Origin of the sequence: Olivibacter sp. LS-1 (assembly GCF_008245145.1) — a bacterium.
GTDB lineage: Bacteria > Bacteroidota > Bacteroidia > Sphingobacteriales > Sphingobacteriaceae > Olivibacter > Olivibacter oleidegradans.
This window is the reverse complement of record NZ_CP041643.1, coordinates 6,339,953-6,363,581: the sequence shown is the minus strand read 5'-3', so window position 1 is coordinate 6,363,581 and position 23,629 is coordinate 6,339,953. Positions and strand designations below refer to the sequence as shown.

General features: G+C 43.6%; 16 protein-coding genes, 2 tRNA genes and 3 rRNA genes. 15 read left to right on the top strand and 6 right to left on the bottom strand.

The features are described 5' to 3' along the window. Window positions 1-16: 16 nt before the first annotated feature. The 3 genes from FKG96_RS26450 to FKG96_RS26440 all read left to right on the top strand — a co-directional run bounded on the left by FKG96_RS26450 (window position 17) and on the right by FKG96_RS26440 (window position 4,293). A complete protein-coding gene (locus FKG96_RS26450) occupies window positions 17-1,549 on the top strand; it encodes a RagB/SusD family nutrient uptake outer membrane protein (protein WP_130858058.1) in 1,533 nt (510 codons plus the stop codon). A gap of 150 nt (window positions 1,550-1,699) precedes the next feature. Continuing rightward, the gene (locus FKG96_RS26445; protein WP_168204604.1) at window positions 1,700-2,692 is read left to right on the top strand and encodes a sialidase family protein; all 993 of its coding nucleotides are present in this window, start codon (window positions 1,700-1,702) and stop codon (window positions 2,690-2,692) included. A 182-nt stretch (window positions 2,693-2,874) separates the two neighbouring features. Beyond that, a complete protein-coding gene (locus FKG96_RS26440) occupies window positions 2,875-4,293 on the top strand; it encodes a Gfo/Idh/MocA family protein (RefSeq protein WP_130858056.1) in 1,419 nt (472 codons plus the stop codon). Here FKG96_RS26440 and FKG96_RS26435 read toward each other — a convergent pair. Further along, a complete protein-coding gene (locus FKG96_RS26435) occupies window positions 4,271-4,921 on the bottom strand; it encodes a bifunctional 4-hydroxy-2-oxoglutarate aldolase/2-dehydro-3-deoxy-phosphogluconate aldolase (RefSeq protein ID WP_130858055.1) in 651 nt (216 codons plus the stop codon). The two genes, FKG96_RS26440 and FKG96_RS26435, sit on opposite strands and share 23 nt — an antisense overlap. 145 nt (window positions 4,922-5,066) lie before the next feature. Then, window positions 5,067-6,068 (bottom strand): sugar kinase, encoded by a 1,002-nt coding sequence (locus FKG96_RS26430; protein ID WP_130858054.1) that lies wholly within the window; start codon window positions 6,066-6,068, stop codon window positions 5,067-5,069. A gap of 328 nt (window positions 6,069-6,396) precedes the next feature. Between FKG96_RS26430 and FKG96_RS26425 the strand changes: the two genes are divergently transcribed. The 3 genes from FKG96_RS26425 (at window position 6,397) to uxaC (ending at window position 9,971) form a co-directional block, all read left to right on the top strand. Beyond that, on the top strand, window positions 6,397-7,218 hold the full coding sequence (locus FKG96_RS26425; RefSeq protein WP_013663888.1) for an SDR family oxidoreductase: 822 nt from the start codon (window positions 6,397-6,399) through the stop codon (window positions 7,216-7,218). Between the two features lie 136 nt (window positions 7,219-7,354). Continuing rightward, window positions 7,355-8,512 carry a mannonate dehydratase gene (uxuA, locus tag FKG96_RS26420; protein WP_130858053.1) on the top strand — a complete coding sequence of 386 codons (1,158 nt, stop codon included), beginning with the start codon at window positions 7,355-7,357 and terminating at the stop codon, window positions 8,510-8,512. Between the two features lie 55 nt (window positions 8,513-8,567). After that, window positions 8,568-9,971: a glucuronate isomerase gene (uxaC, locus tag FKG96_RS26415; RefSeq protein WP_130858052.1), complete on the top strand. Its 1,404-nt coding sequence runs from the start codon at window positions 8,568-8,570 to the stop codon at window positions 9,969-9,971. Between the two features lie 42 nt (window positions 9,972-10,013). Here uxaC and FKG96_RS26410 read toward each other — a convergent pair whose 3' ends face one another. Next, a complete protein-coding gene (locus tag FKG96_RS26410) occupies window positions 10,014-11,036 on the bottom strand; it encodes a LacI family DNA-binding transcriptional regulator (protein WP_013663885.1) in 1,023 nt (340 codons plus the stop codon). A gap of 21 nt (window positions 11,037-11,057) precedes the next feature. Next, entirely contained in the window at window positions 11,058-12,413 is a 1,356-nt protein-coding gene (locus tag FKG96_RS26405; RefSeq protein ID WP_130858051.1) for an RNA methyltransferase, read from the bottom strand. Between the two features lie 344 nt (window positions 12,414-12,757). On the opposite strand from FKG96_RS26405, the gene FKG96_RS26895 reads away from it, so the two are divergent. The 9 genes from FKG96_RS26895 (at window position 12,758) to recA (ending at window position 22,215) form a co-directional block, all read left to right on the top strand. Continuing rightward, window positions 12,758-12,919, top strand: a complete 162-nt coding sequence (locus FKG96_RS26895; RefSeq protein ID WP_157622172.1) for a hypothetical protein — start codon at window positions 12,758-12,760, stop codon at window positions 12,917-12,919. 162 nt (window positions 12,920-13,081) lie between these two features. After that, window positions 13,082-14,603: ribosomal RNA gene (locus tag FKG96_RS26400) — 16S ribosomal RNA — on the top strand. A gap of 116 nt (window positions 14,604-14,719) precedes the next feature. Beyond that, window positions 14,720-14,793, top strand: a tRNA-Ile gene (locus tag FKG96_RS26395). A 9-nt stretch (window positions 14,794-14,802) separates the two neighbouring features. Continuing rightward, window positions 14,803-14,877 (top strand) — tRNA-Ile (locus tag FKG96_RS26390). 213 nt (window positions 14,878-15,090) lie between these two features. After that, a 23S ribosomal RNA gene (locus FKG96_RS26385) occupies window positions 15,091-17,967 on the top strand. Between the two features lie 142 nt (window positions 17,968-18,109). Next, window positions 18,110-18,221: ribosomal RNA gene (rrf, locus tag FKG96_RS26380) — 5S ribosomal RNA — on the top strand. The 16S, 23S and 5S rRNA genes sit together here with 2 tRNA genes alongside, the layout of an rRNA operon. Window positions 18,222-18,424: 203 nt before the next feature. Beyond that, the gene (locus FKG96_RS26375) at window positions 18,425-20,044 is read left to right on the top strand and encodes a S8 family peptidase (RefSeq protein WP_149106287.1); all 1,620 of its coding nucleotides are present in this window, start codon (window positions 18,425-18,427) and stop codon (window positions 20,042-20,044) included. A gap of 417 nt (window positions 20,045-20,461) precedes the next feature. Beyond that, window positions 20,462-21,127 (top strand): endonuclease III, encoded by a 666-nt coding sequence (gene nth / locus FKG96_RS26370; RefSeq protein WP_013663881.1) that lies wholly within the window; start codon window positions 20,462-20,464, stop codon window positions 21,125-21,127. A 71-nt stretch (window positions 21,128-21,198) separates the two neighbouring features. Next, a complete protein-coding gene (gene recA, locus FKG96_RS26365; RefSeq protein ID WP_130858237.1) occupies window positions 21,199-22,215 on the top strand; it encodes a recombinase RecA in 1,017 nt (338 codons plus the stop codon). Between the two features lie 85 nt (window positions 22,216-22,300). On the opposite strand, the gene FKG96_RS26360 is transcribed toward recA, so the two are convergent. Both FKG96_RS26360 and tsaD read right to left on the bottom strand, forming a co-directional pair. Further along, the gene (locus FKG96_RS26360; protein WP_130858236.1) at window positions 22,301-22,504 is read right to left on the bottom strand and encodes an archaellin/type IV pilin N-terminal domain-containing protein; all 204 of its coding nucleotides are present in this window, start codon (window positions 22,502-22,504) and stop codon (window positions 22,301-22,303) included. A 25-nt stretch (window positions 22,505-22,529) separates the two neighbouring features. Next, window positions 22,530-23,534, bottom strand: a complete 1,005-nt coding sequence (gene tsaD / locus FKG96_RS26355) for a tRNA (adenosine(37)-N6)-threonylcarbamoyltransferase complex transferase subunit TsaD (protein WP_130858235.1) — start codon at window positions 23,532-23,534, stop codon at window positions 22,530-22,532. Between the last annotated feature and the right edge of the window lie 95 nt (window positions 23,535-23,629).

The following is a 23,629-nucleotide window of genomic DNA, read 5'->3' as shown; positions in this document are numbered from 1 at the left end:
TTAATTAGGATACATCATGAAAGGCTTATATATATTGCTCTTTATCTCCCTTTTAACGCTTTGTGGAAGTTGTAAAAAGGATCTATTGAATATAGAAAACCCGAACACACCGACGACGGACGTGTTCTGGAAAACGGAGGAGGATGCCCAGAGAGGTGTCAACTCTATTTATGCTATGTTTTATAAACCGGCTTTGTGGTCGAGATGGATATACTTTCGATTGGATCTTACTTCTGACGAAGGATTTAGCAAAAGTCCTTGGATAGAGTTAGGCGATTGGACGCGATTTCAATATGTGAATTACAATTTCGGCGAAGGAAATGTCTTCACTTGGAAGGATACGTACAAGGCTATCTTTCGATGCAATCAAGTATTAGATAATGTGCCAAATATCACTTTTGCCGACCAGGTAAAAAAAGACAGAATATTAGGGCAGGCTAAGTTTTTAAGAGCATTACATTATTATTACGCGGCTTTATTATGGGAGAATGCTCCGCTGGTTCTCAAAACTTCTAAGCCTGATGATTTGCCTCTTCAAAGCACCTTGGCAGAAGTTTGGGCGCAGGTTGAAAAGGATTTAAAAGAGGCCCTGGAAGTGCTCCCGGTTGAATGGGATGACAATAATGTCGGACGGCCGACAAAGGGTGCTGTCAACGCTTATTTGGCAAGGGCATATATGCAACAGCATAAATGGGCAGAAGCTAAACAAGCCTTGGATTATTTCTTTACCGGTGAAGGTAATGGTAAATATAGCTTGGTAAGCGATTTTCAGGACAATTTTACCCACACTAATGAAAATAATAGCGAGTCTGTATTTGAAATTCAATTTTCGGACGTAAACAAAACACCGGAGGATGCCGATGGCCCCGGCCAAATGATGAGCAGTCAGCGTGCACAATTCTTCGCGCCAAGGAGTATCGGTTGGTCAGATGGTCAGGCGCGTTACTGGATTGTAGATGAGTTTAAGAAGGAAAAAACAGTCGACGGAAACATTGATCCTCGACTGCGTTATACCCTATTCTATCCCGCTTTGGAAGCGGATTTTGGCGATAAAGTATATGGCAGAAGTTGGCAATGGGACGCGAATGAAGCTTGGTTTCGTAAATATGCCCGAGATTACTTTCGCGATAACGAGGATTACTATGCGCAAAATAATTTCCGTATGGTACGTTATGCTGATATCTTGTTGCTCTATGCAGAGGTCTTGAATGAGTTGGGAAGTACAAGCGAGGCGATTACCTATGTTGATCAGGTGCGGAGCCGTGTAGGATTACCAAACTTGGCGGTTAATCATGCCGCTGCAACACAAGATGCCAATGCTTTTAGAGAACGACTGAAGATGGAGCGGGAATTGGAACTATGTGGAGAAAGTGTGCGCTGGGCAGATTTGAAGCGTTGGGGTGATTTGGAAACGCAAGAGAAGGTGGCAGCTGTTGCCGAGCGGGATCCGGATTTTAAGAATTTCGTGGTTGGTAAACATATTCGTCTGCCAATTCCGCAAATCGAGGTGTTAAATAATCCTAACTTAAAGCAGAATTCGGGATATTAATCAGCGATCAAATCAATGAGAGGTGCCTTTCTTCTAGTGTTTCTATTTTGCTTTTGTGCAACGCAGATATATGGACAGCCTATTGTTTGGGATCGGGGCTCGATGCGAAAAGTATCGGCCCCGGCCAAGCATTACACGAGTTATCCTAGAATGATTGAGCTGCAGGATCAATCTTGGCTATGCATTTACGAATCGGATGGGAATATCGTATGCGCTGAAAGCGTGGACAAAGGCAATTCGTGGAAAAGAATCAGTATTGTAGCAGAACGTAAACCGAGCGTGAATATGTGCGTTCCGAGCATGATTCAGCTGAAAGATGGTTCACTTTTAGCTATGTACAACCCAAGACCAACAAAGAATAATACGGAACATCACTTTGAGATCAGAACAAAAAAAAGCAACGATCTGGGATTAACCTGGCATGATGAACGTTTAGTTTATCAAGCGGGAAATGAATTTAAAAACGGCTGTTGGGAACCAGCTGCTATACAATTGCCAGACGGAGCAATCCAACTGTTTTTTGCTAACGAAGGTTTGTACTTAAGCAGCGATGAACAGAATATCTCGCGATTTACATCCTTTGATAATGGCTTAACTTGGTCTAAAGTGCCAACGATTGTAAGTTTTAGAGCTGGTTTTCGTGATGGTATGCCGGTACCCTTACTAATTGACGATCATAGGTTGGCAATTGCAATCGAAGATAATGGAATGCAGCAATTCAAGCCCTATATAATTTATGGGAATGCAAAGAATGATCGAGCTTATCCGGTGCTGGCTAAGGATTCGAATCGTGCTTATGCCTTAAAGCATAAGCTGGCAGATACGATTTATGCAGGTGCCCCATATTTGTGCCGAACACAAAACGGGCTAACGCTGCTTTCCTACCAAGGGACCGAAGGGCGAAAAAATAAAATGAAATATGCTGACATGAAAGTAGTGGTCGGAGATCGGTTTGCTGCTAATTTTGAGCATTGCACGACGCCTTTTCTTATTCCTCCAGATAAATCGGCTTTATGGAATAGCCTAGCAGTTACCTCCGATGGTACTGTTGTTGCCCTGACGGCCACCAATGCCTTTGGTAAAGGTCAAACGGAAATATGGCTAATTAAAGGGCAACTAAAACATCGGGAGCCTGAAAGGTAAAGTAAAGATTGGTAAAATTGATGTTGCAAATGGAGGGAAATTTTTGTTTCGCTTAAATATTTATTTTAGCTTTAACACTTCTAGTAGGCTGATAAGTATCTCGTTCAATACAAAATCAGCTAAATAACAAGGACGAAGAATATCCTGATCTATTTTAGTCGATATTTTAAGCAAGCTAAACAATGAATAAAACCGACAATAACAATTCCCGAAGAAAGTTTCTGAAAAAATTGGGTGGTTCTGCTGTGCTGGCAGCAGCAAGTCCGAGTTTATTAAGTGCAGCAACGAATTTTGCCGATAAGCACGTTCAAATCTTAAAGAAGCGGGGGAGAGTACCTGCTAATGACCGGATTAATATTGCAGCAATAGGTTTGGGTATTATGGGGTTTGGCAACCTAAAAGCGGCACTAAGCAGAGAGGGGATTGAGCTAGTTAGCGGGGCCGACTGCTATGACGGACATTTACAAAAGTTAAATGAGTTGTATGGTAGCCATGTTAAAACAACGCGTCACTACGAGGAGATTTTAGATGACCCGGGAATTGATGCGGTGATCATTTCTACACCGGATCATTGGCACGCCCGGCAAGCGATCGCTGCGATGAAAAAAGGGAAGGCTGTATACTGTGAAAAGCCGTTGGTGCATAAAATTGAAGAAGGCGAAGCTTTGATTCGGGAACATCGGAATACAAAAGTAGCCTTTCAGGTAGGAAGTCAATGGGCAAGTTCTATTGTTATTCATAAGGCAAAAGAGTTATACCAACAAGGAGCCATCGGAAAGCTGAATTTTGTGGAAGTTTATACCGATAGATTCGATGCAAAGGGCGCTTGGCAATATTCCATTCCACCGAATGCTTCAGAAACTACATGCGACTGGAGAACGTTTCAAGGCGGAGCAACGGCGCTTCCTTTTGATCCGGTACGTTTTTTCCGATGGAGAAATTATCAAGCCTATGGTACAGGCATGGCAGGTGATTTATTTGTGCACTTGTTTACTCGCTTGCATACCATTACAGGCTCGTTGGGGCCGGAGAGAATTTATGCAACCGGAGGGCTGAATTATTGGAAAGACGGACGTGACGTGGCGGACTTGATGTTGGGGTTATTTGATTATCCTGAAACGCAGCAGCATCCCGCTTTCAACCTTTCTTTACGCGTTAACTTTGTGGATGGTTCCGGAGGGGGTGATAGCATGCGCCTTGTAGGTAATGAAGGAGAAATGGTTTTGGATGGAAATAGTGTCAGTATTCGAAATAAAAAGCTTCCACAAGCACCTGGTTACGGAGGTTGGGACACTTTTGAAACTTTTCCCGAGAAAGTGCAACAGGAATTTGTGTCTCAATACAATGAGAAATATCAGGGCATCAGACCACAGGTATTATCAGTAGGCGAAAATATTTTTCAGGCGCCCAAGGGTTACGATATGCGCGTGGACCACTTTGATGACTGGTTTAATGCTATACGGACTAAAGGTGTTGCCATAGAAGGTCCTGAGTTTGCCATGCGAACCGCAGGACCAGCTTTAGCGGCGAATATCAGTTATAACGAAAAGCGGATCGTCCATTGGGATCCAAGTCAAATTAGACAGAAGCAAAGTTCATAACTTCTCTGCATTTGTCAGTTAGCCATTGAAAGCCGGCTGCCTCAGCTGGCTTTTCAAATAATTTGGAGCCCATACCTACCGCACTAACACCTGCTGCAAACCATTTGGAAATACTATTTTCATCAGGATTAACTCCACCTGTAGGCATAAAAAGCATGTCAGGAAAAAGCGGTTTAATAGCTTTTAGAAAGTCTGGGCCTAAACTGCTTCCCGGAAACAATTTTACCAGGGGTGCTCCTAGAACTTCTGCGGTATTGATTTCTGTAGGAGTCATGCATCCGGGTATCCATAGAACGTCTACGTCCAATGTAATTGCAGCAATTTCCGGCTTCACAATTGGACTTACGATAAAATCAGCTCCCAAGGAAAGGTAGTCTTCAGCCTGTTTCGCCGACTTAATGGTGCCTATGCCTAGGTGTAATTCCGGTAATTGCGCGTCGCGAAAAGCTTTCAATTCTTTAAAATTTACCAAGGCTTGACCACCTCTGTTAACAAATTCAAAGACGCGAATACCGCCATCATAACATGCTTTCACGGTATCTAAACATGTTTGCAGGTCATCATGGTAATAAACCGGAATGACTGGATATTTTTTTATTTGTACAATACTTTCTTCAATTGTTTTCATTTGGATAAAGTAAAAAGTAAAAAGTAAAAAGTAAAAAGTAAAAAGTAAAAAGTAAATTTCACTAACAACTAACAACTAACAACTAACAACTAACAACTAACAACTAACAACTAACAACTAACAACCAATAACCAATAACCAATAACTAATAACTGCCGTCTCCTAAATCACCTTTAACGAATAACTTTTTAAAGCCGGCAGAAGTTGCTATGTCAATTACCTCCTGGTTTTCTTTTCCTGTAGTAAGCGCGCGAATGAGTCCGCCCATAAAGGCGTCCCCGCTTCCAATCCGATCGATCACTTCATTCGTCTCTAGTGTTTGTGATACATAATGCCCCTTTTGAGTATGATAGGTGCCATAGAAAAGATTGTGGGACGGGTTATCCATGAATCGGAAAGTATAGGCTATGTGCTTACAGTTTTCGAATCGCTTGAACACTTCTTGGGCCGATTGATTGGCATGTTCCACATAAGTTTCTTTCGTAGTGTTACGATCAAGGTCGGGATCTATGGAAGTGCCCAACATGGTGTTGGCTGCCCAGATGTTACCCATAATGACATCGCAATAATCGACTAAGGAAGGCATTACGTCGATAGGGGACTTGCCATAGTTCCACAGTCTATTTCTGTAATTCAGATCAACCGATATAATAAGCCCCTTTTTCTTGGCGGCTTGTAGAGCCTCTTCGCAAACGGCGATCATGTTTTCATTTAAGGCTGGAGTAAGGGCCGTCCAATGGAACCAGTTGTGGCCTTCCAATACATTGTCCCAATCAATGTCTCCAGTTTTAAGCGCGCTGAATGAAGAATATTTCCGATCGTAGACCACTTCTCCTTTGCTAAGCCCATTGGCCGACAAAAGGAAATAAAGGCCTAGCCGATCACCTGCAAATCGGCATTGGCTAATGTTTACGCCTCGCTCCTTTAGACTGTTAAGAGCTTGGTTTGCCAACTGATTGTCGGGCACACAACTTATGTACGAGACTTGCGCATGCATACAGGCTAAAGAAGAAGCTACATTTGCTTCCGACCCGCCAGCGTAAATAGAAATGCCTTCGCTTGCATTGATAAAATGACCGGTCTGTGTGCTGACCCTTAGAAGAAATTCGCCAAAGACGGCTATCCGATTACCTTCGTTTAAACTCATGAATTAAATTTTTTAAGGCAAGCCTAATGATAATAGATCATGACAAGTATCTTGCTGGAAAGCATAGCTGTTGTGTCTTGTCAAGAGTGGCTAGTTTTTTTGTCGAAAATAGTTATTATTCCCGTGTATAAAAATATCCATTCCTTTTAAAACTACGCAATCGATATCGTAAAATCTTTTCGCAAAATAATTGAAATCGATTTTAATTTGCTAAAATTGAATCTTAATAGTTCATTATTGATTCTTGCCAAAGACAACTGAGCCCTTTATAAGCTGTTAAATTCTTTGCAAGGCATCTTTTTGATGAGTTGATATAAAAAGCTAAGCAATGAATAAAACTTCACCTTTTTCTTTAGAAAATAAAGTTATTGTTATTACCGGTGCAACCGGTGTGTTGGGTAAACACTTTTCTTTAGCCGTAGCCGAAGCTGGAGCAAAGGTGGTTGTCATGGGTAGAAATAAAGAACGCGCCGATGCGGTAGTTGAGCAAATTAAGGGTGTTGGTGGTGAAGCAATTGCTGTTTTAGCAGATGCGATGGATGAGGATCAAGTGCTTCTTGCCAAAGAGCAGATTTTGCAGCATTTCGGAACCATCGATGGTTTAGTGAATGCTGCAGGTGGTAATATTCCAGGGGCGACTATATCGCCTGATCAGAATCTTTTTGATGCCAAGATAGCTGATACAAAAAAAGCAGTTGATTTAAATCTTTTTGGTACAGTGATACCTACGTTTATATTCGGGAGAGTAATTGCAGAGAAGGGAAGGGGTTCTATTGTGAATATCTCCTCTCTTTCGGCACATCGACCTATAACCCGTGTATTGGGATATACAATGGCCAAAACTGCCATTGAAGGTTTTACGAAATGGATGTCTGTAGAGTTAGCACAACGTTATGGTGATGGTGTGCGTGTGAATGCGATATCGCCGGGTGTTTTCCTCACGGAGCAAAATAGAACTTTACTAACCAATGCCGACGGATCGTATACAGATAGAGCAAATCGATTCGTAAATGGAACTCCTTTTGGCCGATTGGGTAATCCCGAAGAGTTGAAAGGAACCCTGGTATATTTATTAAGCGATGCTTCTGCTTTTGTGAGCGGAACAAGTATTTTAGTTGATGGTGGTTTCAACACCTATTGTGGCGTTTAAATTCCGGGTATTTAGTCTTTAGGCGCGGGCTCTGGAAATCACTGTTGGCTATCAGTCGTTGGATAGCTGTAACAGCGGTTTATAGTTTAAGTTTCCGCCTAATAGTCATATCATTTAATTTAATCTAAAAAGAACTATGAAGTTATTACAAAGTTGGCGTTGGTATGGACCAAATGATCTGGTGTCCTTACAAGATGTAAAGCAGGCAGGTGCTACAGCGATTGTAACGGCTCTTCATCATATTCCACATGGAGAGGTATGGCCGCTAGAGGATATTAAGGAACGCAAGCGGATTATTGAAGCAGCGGGACTTACCTGGGCCGTAGTAGAAAGCGTTCCGGTACATGAAGCCATCAAAACTGATCGGGAGGACGCAGAAAAATACCTGAAAAACTACATACAAAGCTTAGAAAATCTTGCAGTCTGCGGTATTAAAACCATATGTTATAATTTTATGCCCGTGCTCGACTGGACCCGTACCCAGTTGGATTTAGTAATGAAGGATGGGTCAAAGGCTTTATATTTTGATTGGACAGATTTAGCGGTGTTTGACTTGTTTATTTTGAGACGGAAAGGGGCGGAGCATAATTACCCAACATCGATATTGGAGAAGGCGAAGGAGCGGTATAGTACAACCAATCAGGATGTATTAGCGAAGTTGAGTGAAGTTGTTTTGATGGGCATTCCTTCCGAAGACCCAATCGGCTTAGGTGATCTACAAAAGAGTATCGAAATTTATAAAGAGATTGGTACGGATGGCCTACGTAAAAATCTGCTTAAATTTTTAGCGGCTATTTCGCAAGTATGCGAGAAGCATGGAATTCATATGACCATCCATCCGGACGATCCTCCTTATCCCATCTTGGGCTTGCCGCGTGTAGTTAGTAATAAGGATGATTTATTGTTTTTGATGAAGGAAGAGCCTCGGGAATTTAATGGCCTTTGTTTCTGTACCGGTTCTTTGGGAGCCGGTATAAGCAATAACATCCCTGACATTTTAGAATCGGTCAAAAACCGAGTTCATTTCGCGCATTTGCGGAATGTGAAAAAAGACGAGGAAGGTAATTTTTATGAAGCAGACCATTTAGATGGAGATGTGGATATGTACGCGGTTATGAAGATTCTTACAGAGGAAAATCAAAAGCGTGAGCTGCCCATTCCCTTTAGGCCCGATCATGGACATCAAATGCTTGATGATTTACATAAGACCTCGAACCCTGGTTATTCTGCCATCGGAAGGTTACGTGGCTTGGCTGAATTACGTGGTTTAGAATTAGGGATACTCGGAAGTTAATTGGCTATTGTGATAGATTAGCTAATCATTTTATTATTGATATTAAGTAGGGAATATGAAAGAATTTCTTGACGAAGACTTTTTGTTACAGTCGGATCTGGCGGTGCGTTTATATAATGAGTACGCGAAAGACTTACCCATTATTGATTATCATTCCCATTTACCCCCGGATGTTATTGCTGCTAATCAACACTTTTCGAATATCACGCAAATATGGTTGGCGGGTGATCATTACAAGTGGCGAGCACAGCGGGTTTTGGGAATCGATGAAAAATATATTACAGGAAATGCGTCCGATCAGGAGAAATTTAAAAAATGGGCTGCATGTGTGCCCTACACGGTGAGAAATCCACTTTATCACTGGACGCATATGGAACTAAAAAACCCTTTCGGTGTTCAAGAAATACTAACAACAGAGAATGCTGATCGGATATACGAAGTAACTGGCAATAAATTACAAGATCCGGCGTTTACACCACGCGGCTTACTTACACATTTTAATGTGGAGATGGTAGGAACAACGGACGATCCGCTCGCTAATTTGACTGAACATGAGCAAATTGCTGCATCTGATTTCGCTACCCGAATATTACCCTCTTTTCGTCCTGATAAGGTATTCAATTTAAGTGGTGGTGATACGTTCAGACAGTACATTTCCTCGTTAGCAGAAGTTTCGGATGTGGTGATTAAAGATATCGACTCGTTGTTAGAAGCCTTGCAGAAGCGGGTGTTTTATTTTCATGACAAGGGTTGCCGCATAGCTGATCATGGCTTGGCTCATATGCCAACGATTCACTTTAACAAAGCTGAGTTGGAAAAGGTCTTCAAAGAAGTTTTACAAGGAAACGATTCGAAAGCGTTGGCTAGTCAGGACGCCTTTACAGGATGTGTGCTTCAAGCTTTGTGTAAAATGTACCATCAACAAGAATGGGTACAGCAGTTTCATCTGGGTGCTTTACGGAACAACAATACACGATTACTTAAAGAGCTGGGACCCGACACCGGATATGATTCAATAGGTGATTTTCAGCAAGCATCTAATCTTTCTGCCTTTTTGAATTTACTTGAGAGCGAAAACCAGTTAACAAAGACTATTTTATATAATTTAAACCCTTCTGATAATGAGGTATTTGCATCTATGACGGGCAATTTTCAATCAGGAGGCATTATTGGTAAGATACAGTTTGGTTCAGGCTGGTGGTTTTTAGATCAATTAGAAGGAATGACGAATCAAATGAATAGTTTATCAAATATCGGTTTGATTGCTTGTTTTATCGGTATGTTGACAGATTCAAGAAGCTTTCTATCATATTCACGACATGAGTATTTTCGCCGCTTACTTTGTAATCTGTTTGCCTCCGATATAAACAATGGCTTACTGCCAAAAGATATCAATTGGATCGGTAAAATTATTAAGGACATCTGTTATTATAATGCCAAAAATTATTTCCCTCTATAGGACACAAGATAAAGAGGTTTTCCGCCGACCTCTTCATCTTTGTTATACCAATCGCCTGCTGGAAGCCCGCTCATGAAGTTGGGCAGCCAGGTAAACGGTTTGCTTTTCCTCCTCGTCTGTACCTTCGATAATATCAATTAATCGGTTAGCGGCGGCTTCACCTATTGCAATTGCGGGTTGATAAATAGTGCTGAGGGGTGGGTGTAATGAATTTGCAAGGCTTGTATTGGTGAACCCAATGAGTGCCATATCTTGTGGGATTTGATAACCCATTTCCTGAAGTATAGAAATGCTGGAAGTGCTGATTTGGTCGCTTAAGGTAAGAAGCGCTGTCGGCGGGACAGTTAAAGCGCTGAGTTTTTGCATCGCTTGGTGAATACTCTCTTCTAATAGGGCTGTAGTCTGTAAATTACAGGGTTGTATATATTCATCCATCAATTCAATCCTATGGTCACGTAATGCTTTTTTATAACCTTCCAAGCGTTGAATATTAATATTTAGACTTGTGTTACTATGTAATACGGCAATTCGCGTATAGCCATTTTTTATAAGATGTTCGGTTGCTTGGTAAGCGGCGTCCAGGTTATTGATACTGACTCTTGGAACGTCCAGTTCATCGCTATATCGATCAAATAAGACAATAGGTAATCCTAATTGCTGAAATTTTTTTAAGTGGTCGACATTAGGCGTTTCGCAAGCTGGCGAAATGAGTAAACCGTCAATCGAGCGACCATAGAGTACCTCAGTACATTTTATTTCTTGTACGTGCGATTCCTTACTTTGCATGATCATGATACTGTAGCCCCGTTCATTGCAGGCACGGTCAATACCATTGAGCATTTGGGATACAAAACTGTTGTCAATGGCACATATTACTACTCCTATGGTGCGACTTTTTCCCTCTTTAAGGCTTTTGGCGAGCGTATTAGGTTGATAGCCAACCTGCTCGGCGTAGGCTATCACCCTCTTTTTTGTGTCTTCCCCGATTTCGTAACTGTCTCGGAGCGCCTTAGAGACGGTTGAAGTAGATAAGTTCAACGCTTTGGCTATATCTCGTAAAGTCATAATAGTGATTATCCTAGCTGATTATAGGTTAATAATTCGCCATTCTTTTGGGTAATAGTTGTTTACCCGATTCGGTAGTATTTTCATCCATCCCAAGGGATGTCCGTCATAGCAGGCTAAAACCCAGCCCTTCACTTCTGTTGTTAACTGAATATCTGCTTTTCTTAAATATTGCAAGGCGGTTTCTAAAGAAAGCTCAATGCGAGGTATTTGATTACTAATAGCTGTACTTAAGGCAAGCTCGTGATGTGGAAGTAATTCTTTTTTTGTAAGCCTTCCTACGTTTGTTCCAGCCTTTTTCAGATACAAAACATGTTGAAGTGCTTTTACATTTAGTTCGTGTTGTGTCGGAATAATAAGTATATCGTCCTTAAAAAGGAGTCCGGTAAATTCGGTTTCGGTTTTTATCCAATTCTTTAAATATGCTTTATCTAATTGAGTCTTTTCGATTTTAATTTTTTTCGTATTAAAAGTGGGCTGATTTTTTTTCTTACGGAAACAGGCGACGTAAAAACCTTCGCCTCTCACTTTGTGTGGATAAAAGCGATAACCATGACATTGAAACTTTGGAGATCGTGTTTCCTCTATTTGCCAAGCAAGATCATGGGGGATTGGAATGGATTGCATATCATGATTGGCAACCAACCAATCTGCGATCTCTTCGTTTTCTTCTATAGAATAGGAACAAGTGGAATAAATCAATATGCCATCTTCCTTAAGAGTGGAAAGACTATCTGATAGAATTCGCTGTTGCCTTTGACTGCACAAATTTACTGTTTCCTCAGACCACTCACTGATGGTTTGTTCGTCTTTCCGGAACATGCCGGAACCTGAACATGGAGCGTCAACCAGCATGAGGTCGAAGAAACCAGGTAACCTGTTAAAAGACTGTGGATCATTATTAGTAACCACAACATTGAAATTTCCCCATTTTGTCAAATTATCTGCCAGAACGTTAACCCTGGTTTTTATAATTTCGTTTGAGACTAATAAACTATCAGGGTGTAATACGCTATTTAATAAAGTACTTTTTCCACCAGGTGCAGCACATAGATCGAGTGCTAAAGAGGCTTTCTTATCTATATTGAGCGAGCGAATAATATGGTCGATAAACATAGATGAAGCTTCTTGAACATAATATGTGCCTGCGTGAAATAGCGGATCTAATGTAAATATAGGGCGTTCATTCAAATAATAACCTGTAGGACACCAAGGGATGTGATCTTTGTTTTCAAAAGCTTTCGTCCATTTTGTCGGATTGAGGCGTATCGAGGTGATCTGTTCCTGCTGCCGATGTATACGACGGAATTCCTCCTCGTCAATTTGGAAGTCTTTCTTTAATGCTGTGATAAGCTTAGAAGGCAAAAAATTGCTCATAGTATTTACAAACCTAACATGAAATTATGAGATTTAGAACATAAGCGATTAAAAAAGAACATTGAATGGCTCAATGATTAGGGTATCGTGTAATCATTTTTTTCCCGATTTAATGAATGTTTGTCTGATGAAAGATTATTATTATAAAAAAAACGGTTTGATTTCCAGTTTGTTGTAAAAAAAGCTATTGTCCGGGGCGCGAAACATTTGGGGGAACGGGGGAAATTCGTACCTTTGCCATCCCGTTCGGAAGGCGGGCGTTCCGCAAACGAAGGGATGCGGTTGTTTTTTGAGGTACGGAGGTGAACGGCAGGAAGGAGGAAAAAATATTTTAAAAAAATATTTTGGAGAAAAGAAAAAAGCTGTTACCTTTGCACTCCCAATCGGGAGAGAGGGGACGACGGAACGGGCGCGATGCCCGGGAAGGTGAAAGAAAAAAGCAGGAAGTACCGGAGGGGAGACCCGATGGATACGGCGGAGGCCGAAGCGTGAGCGGAGGCGTTTAAAGTTCTTTAAGAAATCAGATTCATGTAGCGTAACGGACGGCCTGTTTTTTGGCGGAAGTCAAAGGGACAGGCCTGAACGGTCCGTCGGCCGGAAGATACAAAAAAGATCGGAAGGCTGCACTGAAAGAAGTGCGAAAGCCGAGATCGGAAACTTAACATTATACAATGGAGAGTTTGATCCTGGCTCAGGATGAACGCTAGCGGCAGGCCTAATACATGCAAGTCGAACGGGATCGGGGGCTTCGGTCCCCGTGAGAGTGGCGCACGGGTGCGTAACGCGTGAGCAACCTGCCCGTCCCAGGGGGATAGCCCGGAGAAATCCGGATTAATACCGCATGAGAATGCAGGTCCGCATGGGCCTTCATTTAAATATTCATAGGGGACGGATGGGCTCGCGTGACATTAGCTGGTTGGCGGGGTAACGGCCCACCAAGGCGACGATGTCTAGGGGCTCTGAGAGGAGAAACCCCCACACTGGTACTGAGACACGGACCAGACTCCTACGGGAGGCAGCAGTAAGGAATATTGGTCAATGGGGGGAACCCTGAACCAGCCATGCCGCGTGCAGGAAGACGGCCCTACGGGTTGTAAACTGCTTTTGCACGGGAATAACCCCCGGTATGTATACCGGGCTGAATGTACCGTGAGAATAAGGATCGGCTAACTCCGTGCCAGCAGCCGCGGTAATACGGAGGATCCGAGCGTTATCCGGAATTATTGGGTTTAAAGGGTGCGTAGGCGGCGCGCTAAGTCAGGGGTGAAAGACGGTGGCTCAACCATCGCAGTGCCTTTGATACTGGCGCGCTTGAATGTACCTGAGGTAGGCGGAATGTGGCAAGTAGCGGTGAAATGCATAGATATGCCACAGAACACCGATTGCGAAGGCAGCTTACCAAAGTACGATTGACGCTGAGGCACGAAAGCGTGGGGATCGAACAGGATTAGATACCCTGGTAGTCCACGCCCTAAACGATGAACACTCGATGTCGGCGATAGACGGTCGGCGTCCAAGCGAAAGCGTTAAGTGTTCCACCTGGGGAGTACGCCCGCAAGGGTGAAACTCAAAGGAATTGACGGGGGCCCGCACAAGCGGAGGAGCATGTGGTTTAATTCGATGATACGCGAGGAACCTTACCCGGGCTTGAAAGTTACTGAATTGTCCAGAGATGGACAGGTCCTTCGGGACAGGAAACTAGGTGCTGCATGGCTGTCGTCAGCTCGTGCCGTGAGGTGTTGGGTTAAGTCCCGCAACGAGCGCAACCCCTATGTTTAGTTGCCAGCACGTCAAGGTGGGGACTCTAAACAGACTGCCTGTGCAAACAGAGAGGAAGGCGGGGACGACGTCAAGTCATCATGGCCCTTACGTCCGGGGCTACACACGTGCTACAATGGGGGGTACAGAGGGCAGCGACACCGCGAGGTGAAGCCAATCTCAGAAAGCCCCTCACAGTTCGGATCGGGGTCTGCAACTCGACCCCGTGAAGTTGGATTCGCTAGTAATCGCGTATCAGCAATGACGCGGTGAATACGTTCCCGGGCCTTGTACACACCGCCCGTCAAGCCATGAAAGCCGGGGGTACCTAAAGCATGTAACCGCAAGGAGCGTGTCAGGGTAAAACCGGTAATTGGGGCTAAGTCGTAACAAGGTAGCCGTACCGGAAGGTGCGGCTGGAATACCTCCTTTCTAGAGGGCCCTCGGGCCGTTCTGTTACGCCATGAAGATTTCTTGAAAAAAGAGAGAGAGAAAAAAGAGGAAAGTGCCACAGTGCCCCTTCGGGGTCACCGGTGCGGAAGCGAAGCAGTCCCGTAGCTCAGTTGGTCAGAGCACTACACTGATAATGTAGGGGTCAGCAGTTCAAATCTGCTCGGGACTACCTGAAAAGGGAGGATGGTCACGGGGACAGGCCGCAGTGATATAATGCAGGGTGCTGTCAACGGTTCGAATCCGTTATTCTCCACGCTTTTCAAATTCAAAAGTAAAAATTCAAAATTCAAAAACGCGGTACGCCGGTCGTTTTTACTTTTTGATTTTGACCTTTTAATCTGAAAAAAAAGTTCTTTGACATATCGGAAGAAAAAACACAAGAGAAGACAACAGCAGAGACGTTTCTTTCCTACGGGGAAGGGACGTGACACAAAAGCATCCCCGTACGGCAAAAGGGTACGGGGAGAAGAAAGTAAGAAAGGGCACACGGGGGATGCCTAGGCTCTCGGAGGCGATGAAGGACGTGATAAGCTGCGATAAGCGCCGGGGATCTGCAAATGAGATGAGATCCGGCGATTTCCGAATGGGGAAACCCGGCATGTTGAAGACATGCCGTTTAACAACGCGAACGCGCCGAACTGAAACATCTAAGTAGGCGCAGGAAAAGAAAATAATAATGATTTCCTGAGTAGTGGCGAGCGAAAGGGAAAGAGCCCAAACCGGATATGTTACGGCATATGCGGGGTTGTAGGACCACAATGTGGCACGGTCGGAAGAAGTGGAAGGGTCTGGGAAGGCCCGCCGTAGAGCATGAGAGCTGCGTACACGCAATGAGGACCGGCCTAGTGAGTTCCTGAGTACCGCGGGGTCGGAGACGCCCTGTGGGAATCCGGCGGCACCATCCGCCAAGGCTAAATACTACCGAGAGACCGATAGTGGACCAGTACCGTGAGGGAAAGGTGAAAAGAACCCCGAACAGGGGAGTGAAAGAGAACCTGAAACCGTGTGCTTACAAACTGTCGGAGCCCCAATGGGGGTGACGGCGTGCCTTTTGCATAATGAGCCTACGAGTTACACTTCACTGGCGAGGTTAAGCGGTTAAGCCGCGCAGCCGAAGCGAAAGCGAGTCTGAACAGGGCGTACAGTCAGTGGAGGTAGACGCGAAACCTTGTGATCTACCCATGGGCAGGTTGAAGGTGCGGTAACACGTACTGGAGGACCGAACCGATAAACGTTGAAAAGTTTCCGGATGACCTGTGGGTAGGGGTGAAAGGCCAATCAAACTGGGAAATAGCTCGTACTCCCCGAAATGTTTTTAGGAACAGCGTGGACATTGAGTCTTCCGGAGGTAGAGCTACCGATTGGGTGCGGGGGAGTCACATCCTACCAAATCCAGACGAACTCCGAATACCGGGAGATATGGTCCGCAGTGAGGCGCAGGGTGCTAAGGTCCTGCGCCGAGAGGGAAAGAACCCAGACCACCGGCTAAGGTCCCCGAGTGTACGCTAAGTTGAACTAACGAGGTCCGGTTGCCCAGACAGCTAGGATGTTGGCTTGGAAGCAGCCATTCATTTAAAGAGTGCGTAACAGCTCACTAGTCGAGCGGCCGGGCGTGGATAATAAACGGGCATTAAGTGTACCACCGAAGCCGTGGGATAGAAATATCGGTAGGGGAGCATTCCGGCGCGGGAGAAGCGGTTACGTGAGTATCCGTGGACGTTCCGGAAAAGCAAATGTAGGCATAAGTAACGATAAGGCGGGCGAGAAACCCGCCCACCGAAAGACCAAGGTTTCCTGATCAACGCTAATCGGATCAGGGTAAGTCGGGACCTAACGCGAACCCGAAAGGGGCAGCGGATGGCCAACGGGTAAAGATTCCCGTACTCTTGTATGCTGCGAAGCGGGGACGGAGGAGTGACACCGCCGCGCACTGACGGAATAGTGCGTTGAAGGCCGTAGGTAAACGTGACCCAGGCAAATCCGGGTCGAGTGCCGAAGGCCGAAAGTACGGCAAACCTCCGGGGGCGCCGATAGCGCGGGTAACCATACTCCCGAGAAAAGCCGCTAAGCTTCAGGCATATAAGACCCGTACCGCAAACCGACACAGGTGGTCGGGGAGAGAATCCCAAGGTGCTCGAGTGAATCATGGCTAAGGAACTCGGCAAAATGGCCCTGTAACTTCGGGAGAAGGGGCGCTTCCTCCGGCGACGGAGAAGCCGCAGTGAAAAGGCCCAGGCGACTGTTTAACAAAAACATATGGCTTTGCCAAATCGAAAGATGACGTATAAGGCCTGACACCTGCCCGGTGCCGGAAGGTTAAGAGGGGATGTCAACCTTCGGGTGAAGCATTGAATCGAAGCCCCGGTAAACGGCGGCCGTAACTATAACGGTCCTAAGGTAGCGAAATTCCTTGTCGGGTAAGTTCCGACCTGCACGAATGGTGTAACGATCTGGGCGCTGTCTCGGCCATGAGCTCGGTGAAATTGTGGTACCGGTGAAGACGCCGGTTACCCGCAACGGGACGGAAAGACCCCATGAACCTTCACTATAGCTTAACATTGGGACTGGGTGCAGGATGTGTAGGATAGGCGGGAGATATTGAAGCGGGTTCGCCAGGATCCGCGGAATCGTCCTTGAAATACCGCCCTTTCTGTATCCGGTTCCTAACCCCCCTCCGGGGGGGACATTGTTTGGTGGGTAGTTTGACTGGGGTGGTCGCCTCCAAAAAGGTAACGGAGGCTTTCAAAGGTAAGCTCAGTACGCTTGGTAACCGTACGCGGAGTGCAATGGCAAAAGCTTGCTTGACTGTGAGACATACAAGTCGGACAGGGTCGAAAGACGGACATAGTGATCCGGTGGTTCTGCATGGAAGGGCCATCGCTCAAAGGATAAAAGGTACTCTGGGGATAACAGGCTGATCTCCCCCAAGAGCTCATATCGACGGGGAGGTTTGGCACCTCGATGTCGGCTCGTCACATCCTGGGGCTGGAGAAGGTCCCAAGGGTTCGGCTGTTCGCCGATTAAAGTGGCACGCGAGCTGGGTTCAGAACGTCGCGAGACAGTTCGGTCCCTATCTGTTGTGGGCGCAGGAAGTCTGAGTGGGGCTGACCTTAGTACGAGAGGACCGGGTTGGACCGGCCGCTGGTGAATCTGTTATGCCGCCAGGTGTACGGCAGAGTAGCTATGCCGGGAATAGATAAGCGCTGAAAGCATCTAAGTGCGAAACTAGCCACGAGATGAGACTTCCTTACAGGGCCGTGGGAGACTACCACGTCGATAGGCGGCAGGTGTAAAGGTAGAGATACCACAGCCGAGCCGTACTAATAGCCCGAAGCTTTCTCAAGCGCAGCAGGCTGTTGTCTTCCTGTTTTTTTTCTTCCGTTATATATGTCGACCGGGTTATAAGTTGTAGGTTATAGGTTATAAGTTGCAGGTTATGGGAACTTAAAACGAATAACTTAAAACGTAAAACTCAGATAAGATATTCAGGTGCCTATATCGGCGGTGTCCACCTCTTCCCATCCCGAACAGAGAAGTTAAGCCCGCCAGAGCCGATGGTACTGCAGTAACATGTGGGAGAGTAGGTCGGTGCCGATCTTTACAGAAGGCCGCCGTGCATTGCACGGCGGCCTTTCCTGTTTTGATGTCCATCGGTCCGCAAACCCGAAATATAGGCCGCTTTCCATTCCTTCAGAAACCAATTCCTTCCTTCTTTTTTCCTTTGTAATAAGATTTTTATTTCAATAACTATGGGTCTAAATAAATTATACTATTTTTATTGAATACATAAGTTTTCATTCATGAGTATCGCTAGAACGCCATTTTTCTTATTAGTTTTCATTACCCTCTTTTCATTCAATACATATGCGCAAACAAAAAAGGCGAAAGATAATTGGCATAATCTCGATTTGCAAATGGACGGTGTGCCTGGGATAAGTACAGAGAGAGCTTATAACGAACTTTTAAAAGGAAAGGAAGCGAGACCTGTAAAAGTGGCGGTAATTGATGGTGGAGTGGATATCGAACATGAAGACTTAAAAGAGAAAATCTGGCTGAATAAAGGAGAGGTAGAAGGCGATAGCATAGATAATGATTCTAATGGCTATATAGACGATCTTCATGGCTGGAATTTTATAGGTAATAGCGAGGGAGAAAACGTTCACTATGATAACCTTGAAGTTGTAAGACTAGTTAGGGACCTACATCCAAAATATGTTTCTGTACTACCAACAACCCCCTTGAGCGAGGAAGAGCGCCGCAAGTTTTTAGCATATCAAAAGATGACGACCGACTATATGAGTAAATTGCAGATTGCTCAGATAACCGAGCGAGTTATAAAGGCGTTTAAACAACAGGTTGATTCTATTGTGAGCGATATAGGAAAAGATAATCCAACAATTGCCGACTTTAAACGCTATGAGCCTAAAAATAAAATGGCACGGAAGACGTTATCTATGATCGAAAAGGGCATCCATGAAGAGGGCAGCTATGAGAAATTTTATGATGATCTGGTCGAAGGAGTGAAGCATTATGAGGCTGAGGTTAATTATCATCTGAACATGGATTATAATTCTCGGCATATTGTGGGAGATAATTATAATGATAGTAAGGAACGCTATTACGGAAATAACGATGTCAAGGGCCCTGATGCTTTACATGGAACCCATGTTGCCGGCATTATTGCCGCTGATCGAAGCAACCAAAAGGGAATTAAAGGAGTGGCTGATCAAGCTGTTATTATGGTATTACGTGTGGTGCCTAATGGCGATGAACGGGATAAGGATGTGGCCAATGCTATTTTCTACGCTGTCGACAATGGAGCAAAAATAATTAACATGAGTTTTGGTAAGGCATATGTGAAAGATAAACAGATAGTTGATAGTGCTGTAGGATATGCCATGAAACATGACGTCCTTATTATCCATGCTGCAGGGAATGAAGGGCAGGACAATGATTCAGAACCAAACTATCCCAATAAAAATTATGTGGATAGTTTAGGAATAAATAAAGGAGTTGCGGAGAATTGGATTGAGGTGGGTGCTACAGGCTGGAAATATGATGAAACGCTGGTGGCAGACTTTTCAAATTATGGTAAGCGTACCGTCGATGTTTTCGCTCCCGGTGTAGATATTTATTCAACGGTGCCAGGGTCAAAATACAAGGAGGAACAGGGAACGAGTATGGCAGCTCCTGTTGTAAGTGGCTTAGCTGCTCTTATACGATCTTATTACCCTGATTTGACAGCTTCTGAGGTTAAGAAAATTATATTTGATTCTGTTGTAAAGCCTACATATCGTGTGAAAATTACACAGGATAAAACTAAGAAAAAGGTATGGCTTTCCGATATTAGTGTAACAGGTGGTATCGTAAACGCATACAATGCGTTGAAGCTTGCCAACGACTTTGCAGAAAAACACTAACTGTATGAAAAGCTACACAATATGTGTACAAAATCGACGTTATTAAATTATATCTTCAGACTTTAAAATATAATCTATGGTAGAAACTTTTACATCCAAAATTCTAGAAAACCTCGCTAGCGATACCTCTTCATACGATGAAGTATCAAATGCAGAGGATAGGCTTTTCTACGCTATGCTTCAGCAGCCGTTGGATAACCTCTTAATAGAGCCGTCCCAACGGAGCATTGACACTATTTTGACCTTTTCAAAGCAGCACAAGACTTCCCGTAGTTAATAATTATAGGGAGTATCTCTTGCTATAGTTAAATTTGATTCGAGTGACAAAATTCGAATCAATGGATAGCTCTATATTCGGATTTGATCAAAAACCATTTTGGGAATTGGTTAAATGAGGATTTTGTTATAGGTTTGCTTATGCTTAAAAAAGATCGTTTTCGAGAATTCGTTGCCTATTTTTCGTCACACAATCCTGACGCGCAAACTGAACTTCACTATAGCAATGCCTTTGAATTGTTGGTCGCGGTTATTCTATCCGCTCAATGTACGGATAAACGGATTAATCAGATTACACCCAAATTATTTGAACGCTTTCCTGATGCCGAAACATTGGCTGCTGCTTCTGTAGAAGAAGTATTCACTTATATTCGAAGTGTAAGTTACCCAAACAACAAGGCAAAGCACCTCGTTGGAATGGCAAAGATGCTTCTCGAGAAATTTGAAGGCACTATTCCATCGGATATTAACGATTTACAAAAATTACCGGGCGTGGGAAGAAAAACAGCTAACGTCATTGCTTCGGTAGTATATGATGCTCCTGCAATTGCCGTGGATACACATGTTTTCAGGGTATCCAATCGCATTGGCCTAACGAATAACGCTAAAACTCCCTTGGCTGTGGAAAAGCAGTTGGTTCATTATTTGCCCAAAAACACACTTGCTGTTGCACATCATTGGTTGATATTACATGGGCGTTATATTTGCGTAGCAAGAAGACCTAAATGCGACGAATGTCCCATTACCTACCTCTGCAAATATTACGAAAAAGTATATCTGAAGGGCTTGAAGGCAATAAGTGAATAAAAGTTGCAAGATATGCTAACATATTTAGTATTTTAGAAATAATATATCTATATTTGATTAAAATTTTGGAGATGAGTAATCAAGATAAACTAAAAGCTTTACAGCTAACGCTGGATAAATTAGAAAAATCATACGGTAAAGGAACGATCATGAAATTGGGTGATTCCGCAGTGGAACCGATTGACTCAATTTCAACAGGTTCCTTAGGTTTGGATATAGCTTTAGGAATTGGTGGTGTACCTAAAGGCAGGGTCATTGAAATTTATGGGCCGGAATCTTCGGGTAAAACAACTTTAGCGACGCATATCATAGCTGAGGCGCAAAAAAAAGGAGGAATTGCCGCTATTATTGACGCTGAGCACGCATTTGATAAATATTATGCACGGAAGCTGGGTGTGGATATTGAAAATTTGTTGATATCGCAGCCGGACAATGGCGAGCAGGCATTGGAAATCGCTGATAACCTTATTCGTTCAGGAGCAATTGATGTAATTGTTATCGACTCGGTAGCTGCTTTAGTTCCAAAGGGTGAGATTGAAGGCGAAATGGGCGATTCCAAGATGGGATTACAAGCTCGACTTATGTCTCAAGCGCTTCGAAAATTAACAGGAACTATTTCTAAAACGAATTGTTGCTGTATATTTATTAACCAATTGCGTGAGAAAATCGGTGTTATGTTCGGAAATCCGGAAACGACAACCGGAGGTAATGCATTAAAATTTTATGCATCCGTGCGCCTAGATATTCGTAGAACCTCTCAGATTAAAGATGCTGATGAAGTGTCGGGAAATAGAGTGAAAGTTAAAATTGTTAAAAATAAAGTGGCACCTCCTTTCAGGGTGGCAGAGTTTGATATTATGTTTGGAGAAGGTATCTCCAAGGTTGGTGAAATTATCGACTTAGGTGTAGACTTTAATGTGATCAAGAAATCAGGATCTTGGTTTAGTTATGGTGATACCAAACTAGGACAAGGGCGCGACGCTGTAAAGAACCTGCTATTAGATAACCCCGACTTGATGGAGGAACTTGAAGCTAAAATTAAAGACATGGTGTCTCCGGAAAAACTGGAAGAGCACAATGCTAATTAATGTTTAATCTATAGAATATTAAAGGTGATGTGGAGACTTTCCTCATCACCTTTTTTGTGCTCTTATAAAATGGCGGCTTGAACTTTTAGCGATCTATTTCTTCATATTTTTGCCTATCCAACTCACTCTTACTCGCTTTTAACGAGGCTGCAATAGCGAAAACAACGAGTATGATCAAAACAATAATACCAAAAATGCCTTTCCTTTTATCCTTTCGCATCAGCCATATTAGAAAAACGATAAGAGGAATGGCGAAAATGCCGAAAAAAAATAAACTTGGTGCTCCCATTGTGAACAGTAAAATGAGAAATGGCCTAATTACTTACACTCCAGCGAGCAAGTGGGGCAATTTCTTGTGAAACAAAATCGTTATTAAGGTATTTATAATATCCGGCGATTGCAATCATAGCTGCATTATCTGTGCAATATTCAAATTTCGGAATATATACATTCCAATGTTCTTGCTCAGCAAGCGATACTAATGCGCTTCTGAGTCCCGAGTTAGCTGATACACCGCCGGCGATAGCTACATCAACGATCTCAAGCTGATTAGCGGCTAATTTTAGTTTCTTTAATAAGATGCTGATGATGCGATCTTGCACAGAAGCGCAAATATCATTTATGTTTTCTTGTAAAAAATTTGGGTTCTCTTTTGTGTTTTGCTGAACGAAATATAAGATGGCTGTTTTTAAACCACTGAAGCTAAAGTCAAAGTCCTTAATTTGAGGTTCAGGAAATTTGAAACGCGGATTGCCTTCCTTTGCAAGCTTATCTATTAGCGGTCCCCCCGGATAGGGAAGATTTAAAATCTTGGCAGTTTTGTCAAAAGCTTCTCCTGCTGCATCGTCAATTGTTTGACCAACCAATTCCATATCAAAATAATTTTTGACAAGAACAATTTGCGTATGACCTCCTGACACCGTTAAACACAAAAACGGAAACTTCGGTTTGGGATCTTCAATAAAGTGCGCCAGTATATGCCCTTGCATATGGTTAACTTCGATAAGCGGAATATTCCGAGCAAGCGCAAAGGCCTTTGCGAAGGACGTCCCCACAAGTAATGATCCAAGCAGGCCAGGACCTCTTGTAAAAGCTATGGCATCTATCTCATTTTTATGTATTTTTGCCACACGTATAGCTTCGCTAACGGTTGGTATGATATTTTGTTGATGAGCCCTCGAGGCTAATTCCGGAATAACACCACCGAATTTTTCATGTACGGTTTGATTCGAAATAATATTTGATCGTATTTCTCCGTCTATACAAATAGAGGCCGAAGTTTCATCACAGGAGGATTCGATGCCGAGAATGGTTGCCAAAGCACAGATTGTTTAATGTTTTAAATGCAAATTTATTAAAAAAGTAGCAAAAATAGTACTTTATATTTGCACCGGTATATTTGCATTGCTGGTAG